The sequence below is a fragment of the Pseudomonas sp. microsymbiont 2 genome (genome assembly GCF_054788395.1).
The window spans coordinates 4,005,762-4,025,526 of the sequence record NZ_CM139112.1 but is presented as its reverse complement, the minus strand read 5'-3'; the positions used below and the strand labels follow the sequence as shown (position 1 = coordinate 4,025,526).

The window sequence follows — 19,765 nt, the reverse complement described above, 5'->3', positions numbered from 1 at the left end:
CGCATTCACCTCTTGTTCTTGATCGCGGTGCCGAGCACCTGCAGGTAGGCGACCAGCGCGTCCATCTCGGTCTTGCCCTTGACTGCGTCCTTGGCGCCGGCGATGTCGTCGTCGGTGTAGGGCACGCCGAGGCTGCGCAGGACGCGCATCTTGACGTCGGTGTGGCTGTTGTCGACCTGCGCGGCCACCAGCCACGGGTACGACGGCATCTTCGATTCCGGTACCACGTTGCGTGGGTTGTACAGGTGGGCGCGGTGCCAGTCGTCCGAGTAGCGGCCGCCGACGCGGGCAAGGTCCGGACCGGTACGCTTGGAGCCCCACAGGAACGGGTGATCCCACACGCTCTCGCCGGCCACCGAGTAGTGGCCGTAGCGCTCGGTCTCGGCACGGAACGGCCGGACCATCTGCGAGTGGCAACCCACGCAGCCTTCGCGGATGTAGATGTCGCGGCCTTCGAGCTGCAGGGCGGTGTAGGGCTTCATGCCCTCGACCGGCTTGTTGGTGACGTCCTGGAAGAACAGCGGGACGATCTGGGTCAGGCCACCGATGCTGACGGCGAACACCATCAGCAGGGCCATCAGGCCTATGTTTTTCTCAACGACTTCATGGTTCATCAGGCTCTACTCCTCAAGCCAGCTGGGCGTTGGCGGTGGCTTGCTCGGCGGCCGGGGCGCGCACGGTGCGCCAGGTGTTCCAGGCCATCAGGAACATGCCGCTGAGGAAGATCGCGCCGCCGACGAAGCGCACGACGAAGCCGGGGTGGCTGGCCACCAGGGTTTCGACGAACGAGTAGGTCAGCGTGCCGTCGCTGTTGACCGCGCGCCACATCAGGCCCTGGGCGATGCCGTTGACCCACATCGAGGCGATGTAGAGCACGGTGCCGATGGTGGCCAGCCAGAAGTGCGCGTTGATCAGCCCGAGGCTGTACATGCGCTCCTTGCCGAACACTTTGGGGATGGTGTGGTACAGCGCGCCGATGGAGATCATCGCCACCCAGCCAAGGGCGCCGGCATGCACGTGGCCGATGGTCCAGTCGGTGTAGTGGGACAGGGCGTTGACCGTCTTGATGGCCATCATCGGGCCTTCGAAGGTGGACATGCCATAGAACGCCAGCGAGACGACCAAGAAGCGCAGGATCGGGTCGCTGCGCAGCTTATGCCAGGCGCCCGAGAGGGTCATCATGCCGTTGATCATGCCGCCCCAGCTCGGTGCCAGGAGGATCAGCGACATGATCATGCCCAGCGACTGCGCCCAGTCCGGCAGCGCGGTGTAGTGCAGGTGGTGCGGGCCCGCCCAGATGTACAGGGTGATCAGGGCCCAGAAGTGCACGATCGACAGGCGATACGAATACACCGGACGTTCGGCCTGCTTGGGCACGTAGTAGTACATCATCCCCAGGAAGCCGGCGGTCAGGAAGAAGCCCACGGCGTTATGGCCGTACCACCACTGCACCATGGCATCGGTAGCACCGGCATAGAGCGAGTAGGACTTGGTCAGGCTGACCGGTACTTCCAGGTTGTTGACCACATGCAAGATCGCCACGGTCAGGATGAAGGCGCCGAAGAACCAGTTGCCCACGTAGATGTGCTTGGTGTTGCGCTTCATCAGCGTGCCGAAGAACACCACGGCATAGGCCACCCAGACGATGGTGATCAGGATGTCGATCGGCCATTCCAGTTCGGCGTATTCCTTGGTGCTGGTGTAGCCCAGCGGCAGGCTGATCGCCGCCAGCAGGATCACCAGTTGCCAGCCCCAGAAGGTGAACGCGGCCAGGCCTGGCGCGAACAGGGTGGTCTGGCAGGTGCGTTGCACCGAATAATAGGAGGTGGCGAACAGGGCACAGCCGCCGAAGGCGAAGATCACCGCGTTGGTGTGCAAGGGTCGCAGGCGGCCGAAGCTGGTCCACGGCAGGTCGAGGTTGAAGGCGGGCCAGGCGAGCTGGGCGGCGATGAAGACGCCGAGCCCCATCCCGACGATGCCCCACACCACCGTCATGATGGCGAATTGGCGGACCACCTTGTAGTTGTAGGCGGTACTGCTGGTTGTGTTCATGTATGGGTTCCCATCCACGGTTATAGGCAGGCTAAACAGCGAGGCAAGCATGATTAATGGGCAAAGTGCCGGTATTGACGGGGATCAATGGGCGAAGATCGCAAATGTCCCAGGCTTGCGCTGCGATCCCCCTCGAATCGCGGAGGATCGCGGCAGTAGCGCTTGCCTGATCCTCGCCCATGGCGCCGGTGCGCCGATGGACAGCGGGTTCATGGAGGACATGGCGCAAAGGCTGGCGGGGCAAGGGGTCGGGGTGGTGCGCTTCGAGTTTCCCTACATGGCCGAGCGGCGTTTGAACGGTGGCAAGCGACCGCCCAATCCGCAGAAGGTGTTGCTCGAATGCTGGCGGGTTGTATACGAACAGGTGCGACCTTTGGTCGCGGGCAGGCTGGCCGTTGGCGGCAAGTCCATGGGCGGGCGCATGGCCAGCCTGCTGGCCGACGAACTGGGCGCCGATGCGCTGGTGTGCCTGGGGTATCCGTTCTATGCGGTGGGCAAGCCTGAGAAGCCGCGGGTGGAGCATCTGGCGGGGCTGCGCACGCGCACATTGATCGTGCAGGGCGAGCGGGATGCCCTGGGCAATCGTGAGGCGGTGGCGGGGTATGCGCTATCGCCGGCGATCGAGGTGAGCTGGCTGGTGGCGGCGGATCATGACCTCAAGCCGTTGAAGGCGTCGGGGTTCAGTCATGAGCAGCACATGCAGGCGGCGGCGGAGCGAGTGGCGGCTTTCCTGAAAGATTGATGCAGGCTTCTTCGCGGGTAAACCCGCTCTCACAGGGACGGTGCAATCCTCGATCCCTGTGGGAGCGGGTTTACCCGCGAAGAGGTTGGCGCAGGCTAGCGCTTAGTCGCGGTACTCGCACAGGTAGGCGCTATCGACGGCGACCTTCAGCTGGAACTTGCTGTCGGCGGGCACGTTGAACTGGCTGCCGGCGTCGAATTTTTCCCAGTTGTCGCTGCCCGGCAGCTTGACGGTCAGGGCGCCGGAGACCACGTGCATGATCTCGCGCTTGGCGGTGCCGAACTCGTATTCGCCCGGGGCCATCACGCCCACGGTGGCCGGACCTTCCTTGCCTTCGAAGGCGATCGACTTGACGGTGCCATCGAAGTACTCATTGACCTTGAACATCGGGCGACTCCTGAAAAGGGATGAAAAAAGGGTTGGCCAGTATGCCCAAGGCCCGCCCCTGCGTCATCTGTTTCAGGCCGTGCCCGGTGGCAGGCTCAGGGGCAGCAGGCGCGCGGTGTTGCGGGCGTCTTCCAGGGCCCGATGCTGTTGCCCGGCAAACTGCAGCCCGGCCAGCTGCAGGGCGCTGTTGAGCCCTGCCGGGCGTTGCAGGTGACGGGCCTTGGCGAAGCGTTGCTTGAGGTTCATGTGCGGCAGTTTCTGCATCAGGCTTTGCACTTGGTGCGCCTGCCACTCCTGGAGCAGCTGCTGGCGGTCGTAGTCGCCCCAGCTGACCCAGGCCTGCAGCTGTGCCTGGTGATGGCCCAGCCAGCGCTCGAACTGCGTCCAGACCTCGGGGAACGCTGCGGCATTGTCGATATCGGCCTGGCGGATATGGGTCAGCTCACGACAGAAGGGGGTCAGTTGCGGGCGCCGCTTGGGGCGCACGAAGCGTTGAAAGTGATCCACCTCGCGTCCTTCGCGGGTGACCAGGCTTGCGCCGATTTCTATGATTTCCATCTCCGTGACCGGCCAGCCGCCGTCGTCGGTGGTGGCTTCCAGGTCGATCACCAACCAGTGGCCCATGCCAGGCTCCCTATCAATGCACAGTGGCCTGCGCGCTCGTCGAACATGCAGGCCTGTAGAGCGTAGCCAAACTCGACGCGCACGGCATCCCCTGGCACTTTGGCATATTCGGCGGTTGTGCCTGTGTGGGAAAACGCCTAGCTTAGGCGCATCCAGGCCCCACCGTGATGAGTGTTTCCACTTGATCCCATTGTCCAGCCTCACGCCACTGTCCTTCCTGCTGTTGTTTGCCGCGCTGTCGCTGAGTACCGGGGCGCGGGCCGGGGAGGCCCTGGAGGTGAAGATCGGCGCGGCGCATTTTCCACCTTACACCGTGCGTCCGGAGCAGGGCGCAGACACCGGCCTGCTGCCGCAACTGGTGGATGCGTTGAACCGGTTGCAGAGCGATTACCGTTTCGTGTTGGTGCCCACTTCGATCCCGCGGCGGTTTGGCGATTTCCAGCAAGGCCGTACCGACATGGCGATCTTCGAAAATCCGCAATGGGGCTGGCAGGGCATCGAGCACAAGGCCGTGGACATGGGGCTGGAGGATGCCGAGATCTTCGTCGCCCGCCAGCAGGCGGGGCGTGACCAGCATTACTTCGACGACCTCGACGGCAAGCGCCTGGCGCTGTTCAACGGCTACCACTATGCCTTCGCCGACTTCAACCCCGACCCGGCCTACCTCAAGAAGCGCTACCGGGCGACCCTGACCTATTCCCACGACAGCAACCTGAGCATGGTCGAACGCGAGCGTGCCGACATCGCCCTGGTCACGCGTTCCTACCTCAGCGATTTCCTCAGGCGCAATCCCGAAAGCGACGCTCGGCTGATGCCCTCGCAGCGCGTCGACCAGGTGTACCACCACTACGCGTTACTGCGTCCTGGTGCGTCGATCAGCCCCGAGGCGTTCGCCGCGCTGCTGCGCCGGCTGCGTGAAAATGGCGAGCTGCTGCGTATTTTCCAGCCTTACCAGATCACCGTCGAAGCACCGCGCGACTAAATTCCGCGGGGGTGGCCACGTTCTCTGGTGTGAGCCTTTCTTACATTTCCCGTGAGCCATGACCATGCCGTTCGATGCCGCTTCGCAGCCCCTTTGCGCGCCACGCTGGCGCAGTCTGCAGGCCGACGAGGCCGATTGCCGCCTCAGCCTGACCCTTGAAGGGCGTCCCCTGATCCAGGCTCGCCTGGTACCGGCCGATGCCCTTGAAGTCCACCTCGAAGAAATCTGTCCGGAGCGTCCCGAACAGGCGCTGTGGGCGGCCTGCTACTGGCTGTTGTCGCGTGATCCGGGCTGCCAGCGATTGGTCTGGCTGTTGCCACGGCCGCTGCCTGGGGCGCTGGCCAGCGGTCTGCTGCTGCCGAGCGAGCAACCTGGTCAGTACCTGTGCGAACGCACCCTGTTCTGGCAATTGCCGCAACCCTGGCTGGGCGAGTCGGTCTCCGGGGGTTATCCGCAGCAGATGCTGATCAGCAACGGCAAGCGCCACCCGCGCCGGGCGCCCAAGCCCCGTGGCGAAGTGTACCGGCGCTTCGATGCGCGCCTGGGAGCCTGGGTGTCGTTGCGCACCCTGGAGATCGAACAGGACCTCGAACGCTTCAACCGCTGGCAGAACAACCCGCGTGTCGTGCAGTTCTGGCAGGAAGGTGGAACGCTGGCGCAGCACCGCGAGTACCTGGCCAAGCTGGACGCGGACCCGCACACCCTGACCTTGGTCGGTTGTTTCGATGACGAGCCCTTTGCCTACTTCGAAGCCTACTGGGCCAAGGAAGACCGCATCGCGCCGTTCTATCCTGCCGATGACTATGATCGCGGTGTTCACATGCTGGTCGGGGAGGAGGCGCACCGAGGCCCACACAAGGTGGCCAGCTGGCTGTCGGCGCTGGTGCACTACCTGTTCCTCGATGATCCGCGCACCCAGCGTGTGGTGGCCGAGCCGCGCGCCGACAACGGCAAGATGATCGGCTACATGCACGACCAGTGCTTCCACTGCGAGAAAGAGTTCGATTTCCCGCACAAGCGCGCGGCGTTGATGATCCTGGGGCGCGAGCAGTTCTTCGATCGCTGCAAGCTGGTCTGATAACGGGTGGGATTTTTCGCGGGCAAGCCCGCTCCCGCAGGTATCGGGGAGCGGGTGGAAGAGTCTCTCAGCCCTGGCGGCTGCTCTTGCGGCAATGGATCAGTGCATCGCGGATCATGAAGTTGACCAGCGTCGGCGATACACCCAGCTCCTTGGCGATGTCTTTTTGTGGCACGCCATGCAGGCGATACATCTCGAAGGCATAGCGGGTGCGCTGGGGCAGTTCGTTGAGCGCGTCGGCGATGTGCTCGAGGGTGGCGAGGTTGATGTGCGTGGCTTCGGGCGAAGCGTTCTGGATGACCACGTTGAGCCCTTCCTCTTCGCTGCCGGAGTACCTCAGTTCCATGGCCTGCTTGCGGTAGTGATCGATGGCCAGGTTGCGCACGATCTGGAACAGGTAACTGAGCTGGGCCTTGAACGACGAGGTGATCTGCGGGGCGGCGCTGAGCCGGAAGAACGCGTCCTGCACCACATCTTCCGCGCGGGACCGGCAGCCAGTGATACGGGCTGCGATCTTCACCAGAATGCTGCGATTGTCGACGAACGCCTGGAGTAATGGTGAATCGCACTTACTTGTGGATAGTTGTTCCGCCATGGAAATCACCTTGTCTCTGAGGGGAAAGGGAGCACATCCCAGAGGGAGGCTTCCTACGACGTGCGACAAACTATTCGTAATGATAATGATTGTCAAATACGAAAGTTAATGAGTTTCGATAGGTTTCAGTTCTAAGCGAATACCTGTGAAGCAGGTCAACTTTTCGCCTCTCGCCCGTCTGCTCCGGGCAGCCCGGCGGCCCTAATTTCTTCCGCTGTCCATCCGTTCCCCTGTGTACATCCAGCTGCCGAGCGCTGCCCGCCTGTCATGTGCGGGGCCAGCCAGGCACGACTCACCCAGACACTGGCAGGAACATTCCATGACGGACGCCTTCGAACTCCCGCACTCGCTGGTCCAGGCCCTGGCACAGCGCGCCGCCCAGACCCCGGAGCGGATCGCCTTGCGCTTTCTCGCCGATGCGCCCGGCGAACAGGCAGTGCTCAGCTATCGGGACCTCGACCAGCGCGCGCGGACCATTGCCGCGGCGCTGCAGGCCCGGGCCGGTTTCGGCGAGCGTGCCGTGCTGCTGTTTCCCAGTGGTCCGGACTATGTGGCGGCGTTTTTCGGGTGCCTGTATGCCGGAGTGATCGCGGTGCCGGCCTATCCGCCGGAATCCTCGCGCCAACACCATCAGGAGCGCCTGCTGTCGATCATCGCCGACGCCGAACCGCGTCTGCTGCTGACGGTAGAAGCGCTGTGTGACAGTTTGCAGGGCCTCGAAGCCCTGGCTGGGGACAACGCCCCGGCCCTGCTGGCCGTCGACCGCCTGGAGCCGCAACTGGCCGACCAGTGGCAGGCACCGAGCCTCGAAGGCCGCGACATCGCCTTCCTGCAGTACACCTCCGGCTCCACCGCGTTGCCCAAGGGGGTGCAGGTCAGTCATGGCAACCTGGTGGCCAACGAGCAACTGATCCGCCATGGCTTCGGCATCGACCTGAACCCGGACGACGTGATCGTCAGCTGGCTGCCGCTGTACCACGACATGGGCCTGATTGGCGGCTTGCTGCAACCGATCTTCAGCGGCGTGCCTTGCGTGCTGATGTCGCCGGGCTATTTCCTGGCCCGGCCGCTGCGCTGGCTGCAGGCGATCAGCGAGTACGGCGGCACCATCAGTGGCGGTCCGGATTTCGCCTACCGGCTGTGCAGCGAGCGGGTCAGCGAGGCGGCGCTCGCTGGCCTCGACCTGAGTCGCTGGCGCGTGGCCTATTCGGGTTCCGAGCCGATCCGCCAGGACAGCCTCGATACCTTCGCCGAAAAATTTTCCGCTTGCGGATTCTCCGCCGGCAGCTTCTTCGCCAGCTATGGCCTGGCCGAGGCCACCCTGTTCGTCAGCGGCAGCCGTCGTGGCCAGGGCATTGGCGCCCTGGAGCTGGATGCCGAGGCGTTCGCCGCCAACCGCGCCGAGCCGGGGGCGGGTAGCGTGCTGATGAGCTGCGGCTACCCGCAGCCGGACCATCCGGTACGCATCGTCGAGCCGCAGCGCCTGGAGGTGCTGGGCGACAATCAGGTCGGCGAGATCTGGGCCGGTGGCCCGAGCATCGCCCTGGGCTACTGGCGCAACCCCGAGGCCAGCGCGCGGACCTTCGTCGAGAAGGATGGCCAGACCTGGCTGCGTACCGGCGACCTGGGCTTCATGCGCGAGGGTGAAGTGTTCGTCACCGGTCGCCTGAAGGACATGCTCATCGTCCGTGGCCAGAACCTCTACCCGCAGGACCTGGAGAAGACCCTCGAGCGTGAGGTCGATGTGCTGCGCAAAGGGCGTGTGGCGGTGTTCGCCGTCGACGACCAAGGCGAGGAGGGGATCGGCGTGGCGGTCGAGATCAGCCGCAACGTGCAGAAGGCGCACACGCCCGAGGCACTGATCAACACCGTGCGCCGGGTCATCGCCGACGCCTGCCGTCAGGCGCCGGCGGTGGTGCTGTTGCTCAATCCGGGCGCGCTGCCCAAGACATCCAGCGGCAAGTTGCAACGTTCGGCCTGCCGCCTGCGCATGAATGACGGCAGCCTGGATATCTATGCCCGTTTCCCGGCTGCGGCGCCAGCCAAGGGCGAGACGGTGATGGGGGATGACCTGCAGGCACGCATCGCGGGCATCTGGCGTGAGCTGCTCAAGGTCGAGGCGGTGGCGGCGGACGATCATTTCCTGCTGCTGGGTGGCAACTCCATCGCCGCCACCCAGGTCTGCGCGCGCCTGGGTGACGAACTGGGCATCACGCTCGGCCTGCGTACCCTGTTCGAAGCGCCGACCCTGGCCGAATACACCGCCGCGGTGGCGGCGATCCTCGCCGACGGCGGCAGCGCCGTCGGGCCTGTCGCGACCCAGCGCCGTGACCAGGCTGTGCCGCAGTCGCTGGCGCAGAACCGGCTGTGGCTGCTGTGGCAGCTGGAGCCGCAGTCCGCGGCCTATAACATCCCGGCGGGCTTGCACCTGCGCGGCGAGCTGGACGAAGCCGCGCTCGAAGCCAGCTTCCAGGCCCTGGTGGCGCGTCATGAATCCCTGCGCACGCTGTTCGACGAAGTCGATGGCCAGGCGCTGCAACGCATCCTGCCGAGCCAGCCGTTCAGCCTGCGGCGCCTCGACCTGGAAGGTCTGGACAGCGCCGAAGTGACGGCGCGTCGCGAACACGAAGCCCGGCAGCCGTTCGACCTGCGCGGCGGGCCGTTGCTGCGGGTGACCCTGGCGCGCCTGGACGACGATCAGCACCAGTTGTGGGTGACCCTGCACCACATCGTCGCCGATGGCTGGTCGCTGAACATTCTGCTCGATGAGTTCGCTCGCCTGTACGCCGCCCAAGGGCAGGCCGTGAACCTGCCCGAGCTGCCTCTGGGCTACGCCGACTATGGCACCTGGCAGCGCCAGTGGCTGGCTGAAGGCGAGGCGGCGCGCCAGCTCGACTACTGGAAAGCCAGGCTCGGCGACGAGCTGCCGGTACTCGATCTGTGCACCGATCAGCCGCGTGCCAGCCTGCGTGACCAGCGTGCCGCGCGCTTGAGCGTGAAAGTGCCAGCCGCGCTGACCACGACCCTGAAAGACCTTGCCCGTGACCAGCAGGCCAGCCTGTTCATGGTCTTGCTGGCCGGCTGGCAGGCACTGCTGCACCGCTACACCGGCCAGGGCGACATTCGCGTCGGCGTGCCCAACGCCAACCGTCCACGTCTGGAAACCCAGGGCATGGTCGGCTTCTTCATCAACACCCAGGTACTGCGCGCCGAGCTCGATGGCCGCCTGCCGTTCGCGCAGCTGCTCGGCCAGGTGCGCCAAGCGACCCTGGAGGCCCAGGCCCATCAGGACCTGCCTTTCGAGCAATTACTCGAAGCCATGCCCGAGGCCCGCGAGCAGGGTCTGTTCCAGGTCATGTTCAACCACCAGCAACGCGACCTGTCGGCCTTGCGCCGTTTGCCCGGCCTGCTGGCCGAAGAGCTGTCGTGGCACAGCCGCGAAGCCAAGTTCGATTTGCAGCTGCACAGCGAGGAGGATCATCAAGGGCGCCTGACGCTGGCGCTCGACTACGCCGCCGAGCTGTTCGAAGCCAGCACCGTCAAGCGCCTGGCCAACCACTTGCTGGCATTGCTGGCGCAGGTTGCTGCCCAGCCGCAACTGGCCCTGGGCGAGGTGCAGCTGCTCGATGAGCAGAGCCGTGCGCAGCTGTCGGACTGGGGCCAGGCACCGGGCGCTCGCCCCCAGCATCTGCTGGTCGAGCAACTCAATGAACAGGCTCGCCTCACCCCCGAACGCGTTGCGCTGGTATGGGCGGGCGGCCAGCTCGACTATGCCACGCTGCACCAGCAAGCCAACCGCCTGGCGCACTACCTGCGCGACAAGGGCGTCGGCCCGGACACCCGCGTGGCCATCGCCCTGGAGCGTTCGCCACAGCTGCTGGTCGGCTTGCTGGCCATTCTCAAGGCCGGTGGCGCCTATGTGCCGCTGGACACCGACTATCCCGCCGAACGCCTGGCCTACATGCTCGGCGACTGCCAGGCCAGCCTGCTGCTCAGCCACAGCGCCCTGCTCGACAAGCTGCCGCAGGTCGATGGCGTCAGTGCCATCGCCCTCGACCAGTTGCACCTGGACAGCTGGCCGAGCCAGGCCCCGGGCCTGCACCTGCACGGCGACAACCTCGCCTATGTGATCTACACCTCCGGCTCCACCGGCCAACCCAAGGGCGTGGGCAATACCCACGCCGCGCTGGCCGAGCGTCTGCAATGGATGCAGGCCACCTACGCGCTGGACGCCAGCGACGTGCTGATGCAGAAGGCGCCGATCAGCTTCGACGTATCGGTCTGGGAATGCTTCTGGCCGCTGGTCACCGGCTGCCGGCTGGTGCTGGCCGGTCCCGGCGAGCACCGTGATCCGCAACGCATCGCCCAGTTGATCCAGCAGCATCAGGTGACCACCTTGCACTTCGTGCCGCCGCTGCTGCAGGTATTCGTGCAGGAGCCTTTGGCTGCCGGCTGCACCAGCCTGCGCCGGCTGTTCTCGGGGGGCGAGGCGTTGCCGGCGGCGCTGCGAGACCGCGCCCTGCAACTGTTGCCACAGGTGCGGCTGCACAACCGCTACGGCCCGACCGAAACCGCGATCAACGTCACCCACTGGCATTGCCAGGCCAGCGACGGCGAACGCTCGCCGATCGGTCGCCCACTGGGCAATGTGCTGTGCCGGGTGCTGGATGATGAATTCGAGCTGACCGTCCCCGGTGTGCCGGGCGAACTGTGCCTGGGTGGCGCAGGCCTGGCCCGCGGCTACCTGGGACGTCCCGGGCTCACCGCCGAGCGCTTCGTGCCCCAGCCGGACGGCGACGGTGAGCGCCTGTACCGCAGCGGCGACCGGGCGCGCTGGCATGTGCAAAGCGAGGCGTTGGAATACCTTGGCCGCCTCGACCAGCAGGTGAAGGTGCGTGGTTTCCGCGTCGAGCCCGAAGAGGTGCAGGCCGTGTTGCTGGCGCAGCCGGGCGTCGAGCAGGCGCTGGTGCTGATTCACCAGGACGCCGTGGGCGCCCAGCTGGTCGGCTATTACAGCGGTAGCGAACAGACCGCCGTGCTGTTGGCCACCCTGGCCGAGCGCCTGCCGGCCTACATGGTGCCGGCGCAATTGATCCACCTGGCGCAGATGCCCCTGGGGCCGAGCGGCAAGGTCGAGCGCAAGGCATTGCCGGCGCCTGTCTGGCAGCAGCGTGAGCATGTCGAACCGCAGGGTGCGTTGCAGTGCCAGGTCGCGGCGATCTGGCGCGAAGTGCTGAACCTGCCCCAGGTCGGCCTGCAGGATGACTTCTTCGCCCTCGGTGGCCACTCGTTGCTGGCTACCCAGATCGTTTCGCGCACCCGTCAGGCGCTGGATGTCGAACTGCCGCTCAAGGCCTTGTTCGAGGCCAGCGAGCTGGGCGCCTTCTGCGCCGAGATCGCCCGCCTGCAAGCCAGCGGCGAGCGTAACTTGCAGGGCGCGATCGCCCGGGTCGACCGTCGCCAGGCGGTGCCGTTGTCCTATTCGCAGCAGCGCATGTGGTTCCTCTGGCAGATGGAGCCGGACAGCCCCGCCTACAACGTCGGCGGCATGGCCCGCTTCAAGGGCGTGCTGCATGTGGACGCCTTCGAGCGTGCCCTGCAAGCGCTGATCGTGCGCCACGAGACCCTGCGCACCACGTTCCCGAGCATCGATGGCAAGCCTTACCAGTGCGTGGCCGACGACAGCGGCCTGCACCTGGATTGGCATGATTTCAGCAGCGACGCCGCCGAGGTTCGCCAGCAGCGGCTGCAACAACTGGCCGACGCCCAGGCGCACCAGCCGTTCGACCTGGAGCGTGGTCCGCTGCTGCGCGCCTGCCTGGTCAAGGCCGGCGAGCGCGAGCACTACTTCGTGCTGACCTTGCACCACATCGTCACCGAAGGCTGGGCCATGGACATCTTCGCCCGCGAGCTGGGCGAGCTCTACGAAGCCTTCGTCGACGAGCGTGAGTCGCCGCTGGCGCCGCTGCCGGTGCAGTACCTGGACTACAGCGTCTGGCAGCGCCAGTGGCTGGAGAGCGGCGAGGGCGAGCGTCAGCTGGCCTACTGGAAAGACCGTCTGGGTGACGAGCACCCGGTGCTGGCGCTGCCGGCCGACCGAGCGCGTCCGGCGGTGCAGAGCCACCGTGGCGAGCTGTACCGCTTCGACCTGGACCCGGCGCTGGTTCAGCGCGTGCACGCCTTCAACAGCCAACATGGCCTGACCTTGTTCATGACCATGACCGCCACCCTGGCCGCGCTGCTGCACCGCTACAGTGGCCAGCGCGACCTGCGCATCGGCGCGCCGGTGGCCAACCGCATCCGTCCTGAAAGCGAAGGGCTGATCGGCGCCTTCCTCAATACCCAGGTACTACGCTGCGAACTGGATGGGCAGATGAGCGCCCGCGCGCTGCTCGATCAGGTACGCCAGACCATCATCGATGGCCAGTCACACCAGGACCTGCCGTTCGAACAGCTGGTCGAAGCCCTGCAGCCGCCACGCTCGAGTGCCTACAACCCGCTGTTCCAGGTCATGTGCAACGTACAGCGCTGGGCCTTCCAGCAGAGCCGCGAGCTGGTGGGCATGCAGGTGGACTACCTGGTCAACGACGCCAGCGCCACCAAGTTCGACCTGTACCTGGAGGTCACCGACCTCGACGGCCGTCTGGGCTGCTGCTTCACCTACAGCCGCGACCTGTTCGATGAGCCGCGCATTGCGCGCATGGCCGAGCACTGGCAGCAGTTGCTGGTGGCGCTGCTGGACAATCCGCAGCAGCGTCTGTGTGAGTTGCCGATGCTGGCCGAGGCCGAGCAGCAGGTGCTGATCGGCCAACTGCAGGGCGAACAGGACTTCGAACTCGACCGTACCGTGCATGGGCTGTTCGCTGCCCAGGCCGAGCGCACCCCGCAAGCCCTGGCGCTGACCTTCGCCGGCAACCACCTGAGCTACGCCGAGCTGGACCAGCAGGCCAACCGCCTGGCGCGCGCCCTGCGTGAACGCGGAGTCGGCCCGCAAGTGCGCGTGGGCCTGGCGCTGGAGCGCTCGCTGGAAATGGTCATCGGCCTGCTGGCCATCCTCAAGGCCGGCGGCGCCTATGTGCCGCTGGACCCGGAGTACCCGCTCGACCGCCTGCGCTACATGATCGAAGACAGCCGCCTGGGCCTGCTGATCGGCCAGCGCGCCCTGCTCGACAGCCTGGGCGAGTTGCCCGATGGCGTGGCCCGCTGGAGCCTCGAGGACGATGCCGCGAGCCTGTCGGCATACAGCGACGCGCCCCTGGACAACTTGAATGTGCCGCAGCACCAGGCCTACCTGATCTACACCTCCGGCTCCACCGGCAAGCCCAAGGGCGTGGTGGTCAGCCATGGCGAGATCGCCATGCACTGCCAGGCGGTGATCGAGGCATTCGGCATGCGCAGCGACGATTGCGAGCTGCATTTCTATTCGATCAACTTCGACGCCGCCAGCGAGCGCCTGCTCACGCCATTGCTGTGCGGCGCCCGCGTGGTGCTGCGTGCCCAGGGACAATGGGGCGCGGAGGAAATCTGCCAGCTGGTGCGCGAGCAGCAGGTGAGCATCCTTGGCTTCACTCCGAGCTACGGCAGCCAGCTCGCCCAGTACCTGGCCGGGCAGGGCGAGCGCTTGCCGGTGCGCCTGGTGATCACCGGTGGCGAGGCGCTGACCGGCGAGCACCTGCAGCGCATTCGTCAGGCATTCGGCCCGCAGCAGTTCTTCAACGCCTACGGTCCGACCGAGACCGTGGTCATGCCGCTGGCGTGCCTGGCCCCCGAGACCTTGCCCGCCGACGCCGGCAGCGTGCCGATCGGCCGGGTGATCGGTGCCCGTACCGCCTATATCCTCGACGAAGACCTGGCCCTGCTGCCGCAAGGCGGCATCGGCGAGCTGTACGTCGGTGGCGCGGGCCTGGCCCAGGGCTATCACGATCGACCTGGCCTGAGCGCCGAGCGCTTCGTCGCTGACCCGTTCAGCCCTGACGGCGGTCGCCTGTACCGCACCGGCGACCTGGTGCGCCTGCGCGCCGATGGCCAGGTGGAGTACGTCGGCCGTGCCGACCAACAGGTGAAGATCCGCGGTTTCCGTATCGAACTGGGCGAGATCGAAAGCCGCCTGCAGGAGCACGCCGATGTTGACGAGGCGGTAGTCCTGGCCCTCGACCTGCCGGGTGGCAAGCAGCTGGTGGGCTACCTGGTCTGCCGACAGGCAGGCGCCGACAGCGAAGCCCAGGCCCGTCTGCGCGACGCGGTCAAGGCTGACGCCCGTCAGCACCTGCCGGACTACATGGTGCCGGCGCATCTTGTGCTGCTCGACAGCCTGCCCTTGATGGGCAATGGCAAGCTCGACCGTCGGGCGCTGCCGGCGCCGGACCTGGAACAGGCGCACCAGCACTACCAGGCGCCGGCCAACGCATTGGAAGAGCAACTGGCGCAGATCTGGCGCGAGGTGCTCAACCTGTCGCGCATCGGCGTGCAGGACAACTTCTTCGAACTGGGCGGCGACTCGATCCTGTCGATCCAGGTGGTCAGCCGCGCCCGCCAGCTGGGCTTGCAATTCACCCCGCGCGACCTGTTCCAGCACCAGACCATCCAGACCTTGGCGGCCGTGGTCACACGCAGCGAGGCGCCGAGCGCCATCGAGCAGGGCCCACGCCAGGGCCGCAGCGGCCTGACACCGATCCAGCATTGGTTCTTCGACAGCGAGGTGCCGCAGCCTCAGCACTGGAACCAGGCCGTGCTGCTCGAGGCGCGCCAGCCGCTGCAGGCCGAGGCCCTGGAGCGGGCCCTGGCGGCGCTGGTGACGCAGCATGACAGCCTGCGCCTGCGCTTCGCCCAGGCCAACGGTCGCTGGCAGGGCGAGTACGACCAGCCGGCCACCCAGCCACTGCTGTGGACGGCCACGGTGGCCGATTTCGACGACTGCCAGGCGCTTTACAGCGATGTGCAGCGCAGCCTCGACCTGACAGAGGGCCCGCTGCTGCGCGCCCTGCTGGTCACCGATGGCCAGGGCGGGCAACGTCTGCTGCTGGCGATCCATCACCTGGTGGTCGACGGCGTGTCCTGGCGCGTGCTGCTCGAAGACCTGCAGGCGCTGTACCGTGGCCAAGCGCTGGCGGCCAAGACCCATGCCATGAGCGACTGGGCCGCGCGCCTGGCCAGCTACGCCGGCAGCGATTCGCTGCGTGACGAATTGGCCTGGTGGGAGGCCCAGCTGGGCAGTGCTCGCCGCGAACTGCCGTGTGACCATCCGCAAGGTGGCAACCTGCACCGCCATGCCCGCAGCGTCGCCATCGAACTGGACGTGGAACAGACCCGCCAGCTGCTGCAACAGGCGCCTGCGGCCTACCACACCCAGGTCAACGACCTGTTGCTGACCGCCCTGGCGCGCACCCTGTGCCAGTGGAGCGGTGACGAGCAGGTGCTGGTGCAACTGGAGGGCCATGGCCGTGATGGTCTGTTCGAGGACATGGACCTGACCCGCAGCGTCGGTTGGTTCACCAGTGCCTATCCGTTGAGCCTGCGCCCGGCAACGGGCGCTGACGAAGCGGCCCGCGGCGCGTCGATCAAGGGCATCAAGGAGCAGTTGCGCCAGGTCCCGCACAAAGGCCTGGGCTACGGCGTGCTGCGCTACCTGGCCGACGAGGCTGGACGCGAACGCATGGCCGCGCTGGCGCAGGCGCGCATCACCTTCAACTACCTGGGCCAGTTCGACCAGCAGTTCGACGAGGCCGCGCTGTTCCAACCACTCGATGCGCCGGCAGGGCTGGCGCATGACCTGGACGCGCCCCTGCCCAACTGGCTGAGCGTCGATGGCCAGGTCTATGGCGGCGCCCTGCAGCTGCGCTGGAGCTTCAGCGCCGAGCGCTATGACGAGCAGACCATCGCCGCGCTGGCCGAGGCCTATCGCCAGGAGCTGCTGGCGCTGGTCGCGCACTGCCTGGCCGAGGACAACGGCAGCTTCACCCCGTCGGACTTCCCCCTGGCGCAACTGACCCAGGAGCAGATCGACGCACTGCCGGTCCCGGCCGCCGAGATCGAGGACGTATACCCGCTGACGCCGATGCAGGAGGGGCTGCTGCTGCACACCCTGCTGGAGCCGGGTACCGGCATCTACTACATGCAGGATCGCTACCGCATCAACAGCGCCCTGGACCCTGAGCGCTTCGCCCAGGCCTGGCAAGCCGTGGTGGCGCGCCATGAGGCCCTGCGTGCGTCGTTCAGCTGGAATGCCGGCGAAGCGATGCTGCAGATCATCCACAAGCCCGGCAAGACGGCGGTGGACTACCAGGACTGGCGTGGTCTCGACGAGCAGGCCCAGGAAGCGCGCCTGCAGGCGCTGCACAAGCAGGAGCGCGAAGCCGGCTTCGAACTGCTGCGCGAGGCGCCATTCCATCTGCGTCTGGTGCGCGTGGATGAGGCGCGTTACTGGTTCATGATGAGCAACCACCACATCCTCATCGATGCCTGGTGCCGCTCACTGCTGATGAACGACTTCTTCGAGATCTACCAGGCCCTCGGCGAGGGGCGCCTGGCCCGCTTGCCGGTGCCGCCGCGCTACCGCGACTACATCAGCTGGCTGCAGCGCCAGGATCTGGACGAGGCGCGTCAGTGGTGGCAGGCCAACCTGGCTGGTTTCGAGCGCGTCACGGCGATCCCCAGCGACCGTCCGCTGCGCCATGACCACGCCGGCGACGGCATGGTGGTAGGCGACTGCTACACCCGTCTGGAGGTCAGCGAGGGCGCGCGGTTGCGCGAGCTGGCTCAGGCCCATCAGCTGACCGTCAATACCTTCGCTCAGGCGGCCTGGGCCTTGACCCTGGCGCGCTACAGCGGCGAGCGCGATGTGCTGTTCGGCGTCACCGTGGCCGGGCGTCCGGTGAGCCTGCCGCAAATGCAGCGCACTGTCGGCTTGTTCATCAACAGCGTCGCCCTGCGTGTGCGCTTGCCGCAGCCGGGCGAGCGGGGCAGCGTGCGTGAATGGCTGCAAGGGCTGCTCGATCGCAATATGCAGCTGCGTGAATACGAGTATCTGCCGCTGGTGGCGATCCAGGAGTGCAGCGAGCTGCCCAAGGGCCAGCCGCTGTTCGACAGCCTGTTCGTGTTCGAGAACGCGCCAGTGGAAAGCGCCGTGCTCGACCATGCCCAGCACCTGAACGCCAGCTCGGATTCCGGCCGCACCCACACCAACTTCCCGCTGACTGCGGTGTGCTACCCGGGCGATGATCTGGGCCTGCACCTGTCCTTCGACCAGCGTTACTTCGACTACCCGACCGTCGAGCGCCTGCTCGCCGAGTTCAAGCGCCTGCTGCTGGCGCTGGTGCAAGGCTTCGACGGCGAAGTGGACGAACTGCCGCTGCTGGGTGCCGACGAGCAGCGCTTCCTGCTCGAGGACTGCAACCGCACCGAACACGCCTATGCCCTGGAGCAGAGCTATGTCGAGCTGTTCGAGGCGCGAGTCGCGGCGCATCCGCAGCGCATCGTCGCCCGCTGCCAGGAGGCCGCGTTCGACTACGCCGGGCTGAACCTTGCGGCCAACCGTCTGGGCCATGCCCTGGTCGGGGCGGGTGTCGCCATCGACCAGCCGGTAGCACTGCTGGCCGAGCGCGGCCTGGCCCTGCTGGGGATGATCGTCGGCAGCTTCAAGGCCGGCGCCGGTTACCTGCCGCTGGATCCGGGCCTGCCGTCGGCGCGCCTGCAACGCATCGTCGAGCTGAGCCGCACGCCGGTACTGGTGTGCAGCGCGGCGTGCGCCGAGCAGGCGCGCCAGTTGCTCGATGAAGTGGCGGGTGCGGTACGGCCGAAACTGCTGGTCTGGGAAGAGGTGCAGGCGAGCAACGTGGCCAGTCATAACCCGGGTATCCACAGCGCGCCGGACAACCTCGCCTATGTGATCTATACCTCGGGCTCCACCGGCCTGCCCAAGGGCGTGATGGTCGAGCAGCGCGGCATGCTCAACAACCAGTTGAGCAAGGTGCCGTACCTGGCTCTGGACGAGCAGGACGTGATCGCCCAGACCGCGTCACAGAGCTTCGATATCTCGGTCTGGCAGTTCCTCGCCGCGCCGTTGTTCGGCGCGGCAGTGGAGATCGTGCCGAACGCCATTGCCCATGATCCACAAGGCTTGCTGGCCCATGTGCAGGCCACCGGCATCACCGTGCTGGAAAGCGTGCCGTCGCTGATCCAGGGCATGCTCGCCAATGAACACCAGGCGCTGGACGGCCTGCGCTGGATGCTGCCGACCGGCGAGGCGATGCCGCCGGAGCTGGCCGCGCAGTGGTTGCAGCGCTATCCGCAGATCGGCCTGGTCAATGCCTACGGCCCGGCGGAGTGCTCGGACGACGTGGCGTTCTTCCGCGTCGACCTGGCGTCGACGCAGGGCAGCTACCTGCCGATCGGCACGCCGACCGACAACAACCGCCTGTACCTGCTCGGTGAGGACCAGACCCTGGTGCCGCTGGGCGCCGTGGGCGAGCTGTGTGTCGCCGGCACCGGCGTGGGCCGGGGCTATGTCGGCGATCCGCTGCGCACCGCGCAGGCGTTCATCCCGCATCCGTACGGTGCGCCGGGCGAGCGTCTGTACCGCACAGGCGACCTGGCCCGCCGCCGTCCGGATGGCGTGCTGGAGTACGTCGGTCGGATCGATCATCAGGTGAAGATCCGCGGCTACCGCATCGAACTGGGCGAGATCGAGGCACGCCTGCACGAGCAGCCGGAACTGCGCGATGCCGCGGTCGGGGTGCAGGAGGGCGTCAATGGCAAGCACCTGGTGGGCTACCTGGTGGCCCATCAGGGTGTGTCGGCCGATGCCGCGTTGCTCGACCAGCTCAAGCAGCGCCTGCGCGCCGAGCTGCCGGAGTACATGGTGCCGCTGCACTGGGGCTGGTTCGACAGCCTGCCGCACAACGCCAATGGCAAGCTCGACCGCAAGGCGCTGCCAGTCATCGAGATCGGCGGCCAGCATAGCCAGGACTACCTGGCGCCGCGCAACGAGCTCGAGCAGACCCTCGCCGGCATCTGGGCCGATGTGCTCAAGGCCGAGCGGGTAGGGGTGCGCGACAACTTCTTCGAACTGGGCGGGCATTCGCTGCTGGCCACGCAGATCGCCTCGCGGGTGCAGAAGGTCCTGCAGCTGAACGTGCCGCTGCGGGCAATGTTCGAGTGCAGCACGGTGGAGGAGTTGGCCGAGTACGTACAGGGGCTGCGCGACAGCGCGCTGGATGAGGACAAGGTCGATCGACTGAGCGACCTGATGGCGGAGCTGGAGGCGCTGTAAAGGCTTTCGCGGGGCAAGCCCGCTCCCACGCCACGAGA

General features: G+C 66.4%; 9 protein-coding genes. 4 read left to right on the top strand and 5 right to left on the bottom strand.

Features of this window, described 5'->3' with window-relative positions; all coding sequences use genetic code 11:
• Positions 1–5 precede the first annotated feature (5 nt).
• Together ccoO and ccoN are read right to left on the bottom strand one after the other, a co-directional pair.
• A complete protein-coding gene (gene ccoO / locus ACYUME_RS18020) occupies positions 6–614 on the bottom strand; it encodes a cytochrome-c oxidase, cbb3-type subunit II (protein ID WP_279883981.1) in 609 nt (202 codons plus the stop codon).
• 13 nt (positions 615–627) lie between these two features.
• On the bottom strand, positions 628–2,052 hold the full coding sequence (gene ccoN, locus ACYUME_RS18015; protein WP_279883979.1) for a cytochrome-c oxidase, cbb3-type subunit I: 1,425 nt from the start codon (positions 2,050–2,052) through the stop codon (positions 628–630).
• A gap of 49 nt (positions 2,053–2,101) precedes the next feature.
• Here ccoN and ACYUME_RS18010 point away from each other — a divergent pair, with 49 nt between their 5' ends.
• The gene (locus tag ACYUME_RS18010; protein ID WP_460416125.1) at positions 2,102–2,794 is read left to right on the top strand and encodes an alpha/beta family hydrolase; all 693 of its coding nucleotides are present in this window, start codon (positions 2,102–2,104) and stop codon (positions 2,792–2,794) included.
• 102 nt (positions 2,795–2,896) lie between these two features.
• On the opposite strand, the gene ppnP is transcribed toward ACYUME_RS18010, so the two are convergent.
• On the bottom strand, positions 2,897–3,181 hold the full coding sequence (gene ppnP / locus ACYUME_RS18005; protein ID WP_279883975.1) for a pyrimidine/purine nucleoside phosphorylase: 285 nt from the start codon (positions 3,179–3,181) through the stop codon (positions 2,897–2,899).
• Positions 3,182–3,253: 72 nt separating this feature from the next.
• Positions 3,254–3,805 carry a 3'-5' exonuclease gene (locus ACYUME_RS18000; protein ID WP_460416124.1) on the bottom strand — a complete coding sequence of 184 codons (552 nt, stop codon included), beginning with the start codon at positions 3,803–3,805 and terminating at the stop codon, positions 3,254–3,256.
• A gap of 181 nt (positions 3,806–3,986) precedes the next feature.
• Between ACYUME_RS18000 and ACYUME_RS17995 the strand changes: the two genes are divergently transcribed.
• Complete coding sequence (locus ACYUME_RS17995) at positions 3,987–4,787, top strand: substrate-binding periplasmic protein (protein ID WP_460416122.1); 801 nt, start codon at positions 3,987–3,989, stop codon at positions 4,785–4,787.
• A 64-nt stretch (positions 4,788–4,851) separates the two neighbouring features.
• Positions 4,852–5,865: a GNAT family N-acetyltransferase gene (locus ACYUME_RS17990; RefSeq protein WP_279883969.1), complete on the top strand. Its 1,014-nt coding sequence runs from the start codon at positions 4,852–4,854 to the stop codon at positions 5,863–5,865.
• 67 nt (positions 5,866–5,932) lie between these two features.
• Here the strand turns inward: ACYUME_RS17990 and ACYUME_RS17985 are convergent, their stop codons facing one another.
• Positions 5,933–6,460 carry an RNA polymerase factor sigma-70 gene (locus ACYUME_RS17985; RefSeq protein WP_279804531.1) on the bottom strand — a complete coding sequence of 176 codons (528 nt, stop codon included), beginning with the start codon at positions 6,458–6,460 and terminating at the stop codon, positions 5,933–5,935.
• Between the two features lie 319 nt (positions 6,461–6,779).
• Between ACYUME_RS17985 and ACYUME_RS17980 the strand changes: the two genes are divergently transcribed.
• On the top strand, positions 6,780–19,727 hold the full coding sequence (locus ACYUME_RS17980; RefSeq protein ID WP_460416121.1) for a non-ribosomal peptide synthetase: 12,948 nt from the start codon (positions 6,780–6,782) through the stop codon (positions 19,725–19,727).
• Positions 19,728–19,765: the final 38 nt, after the last annotated feature.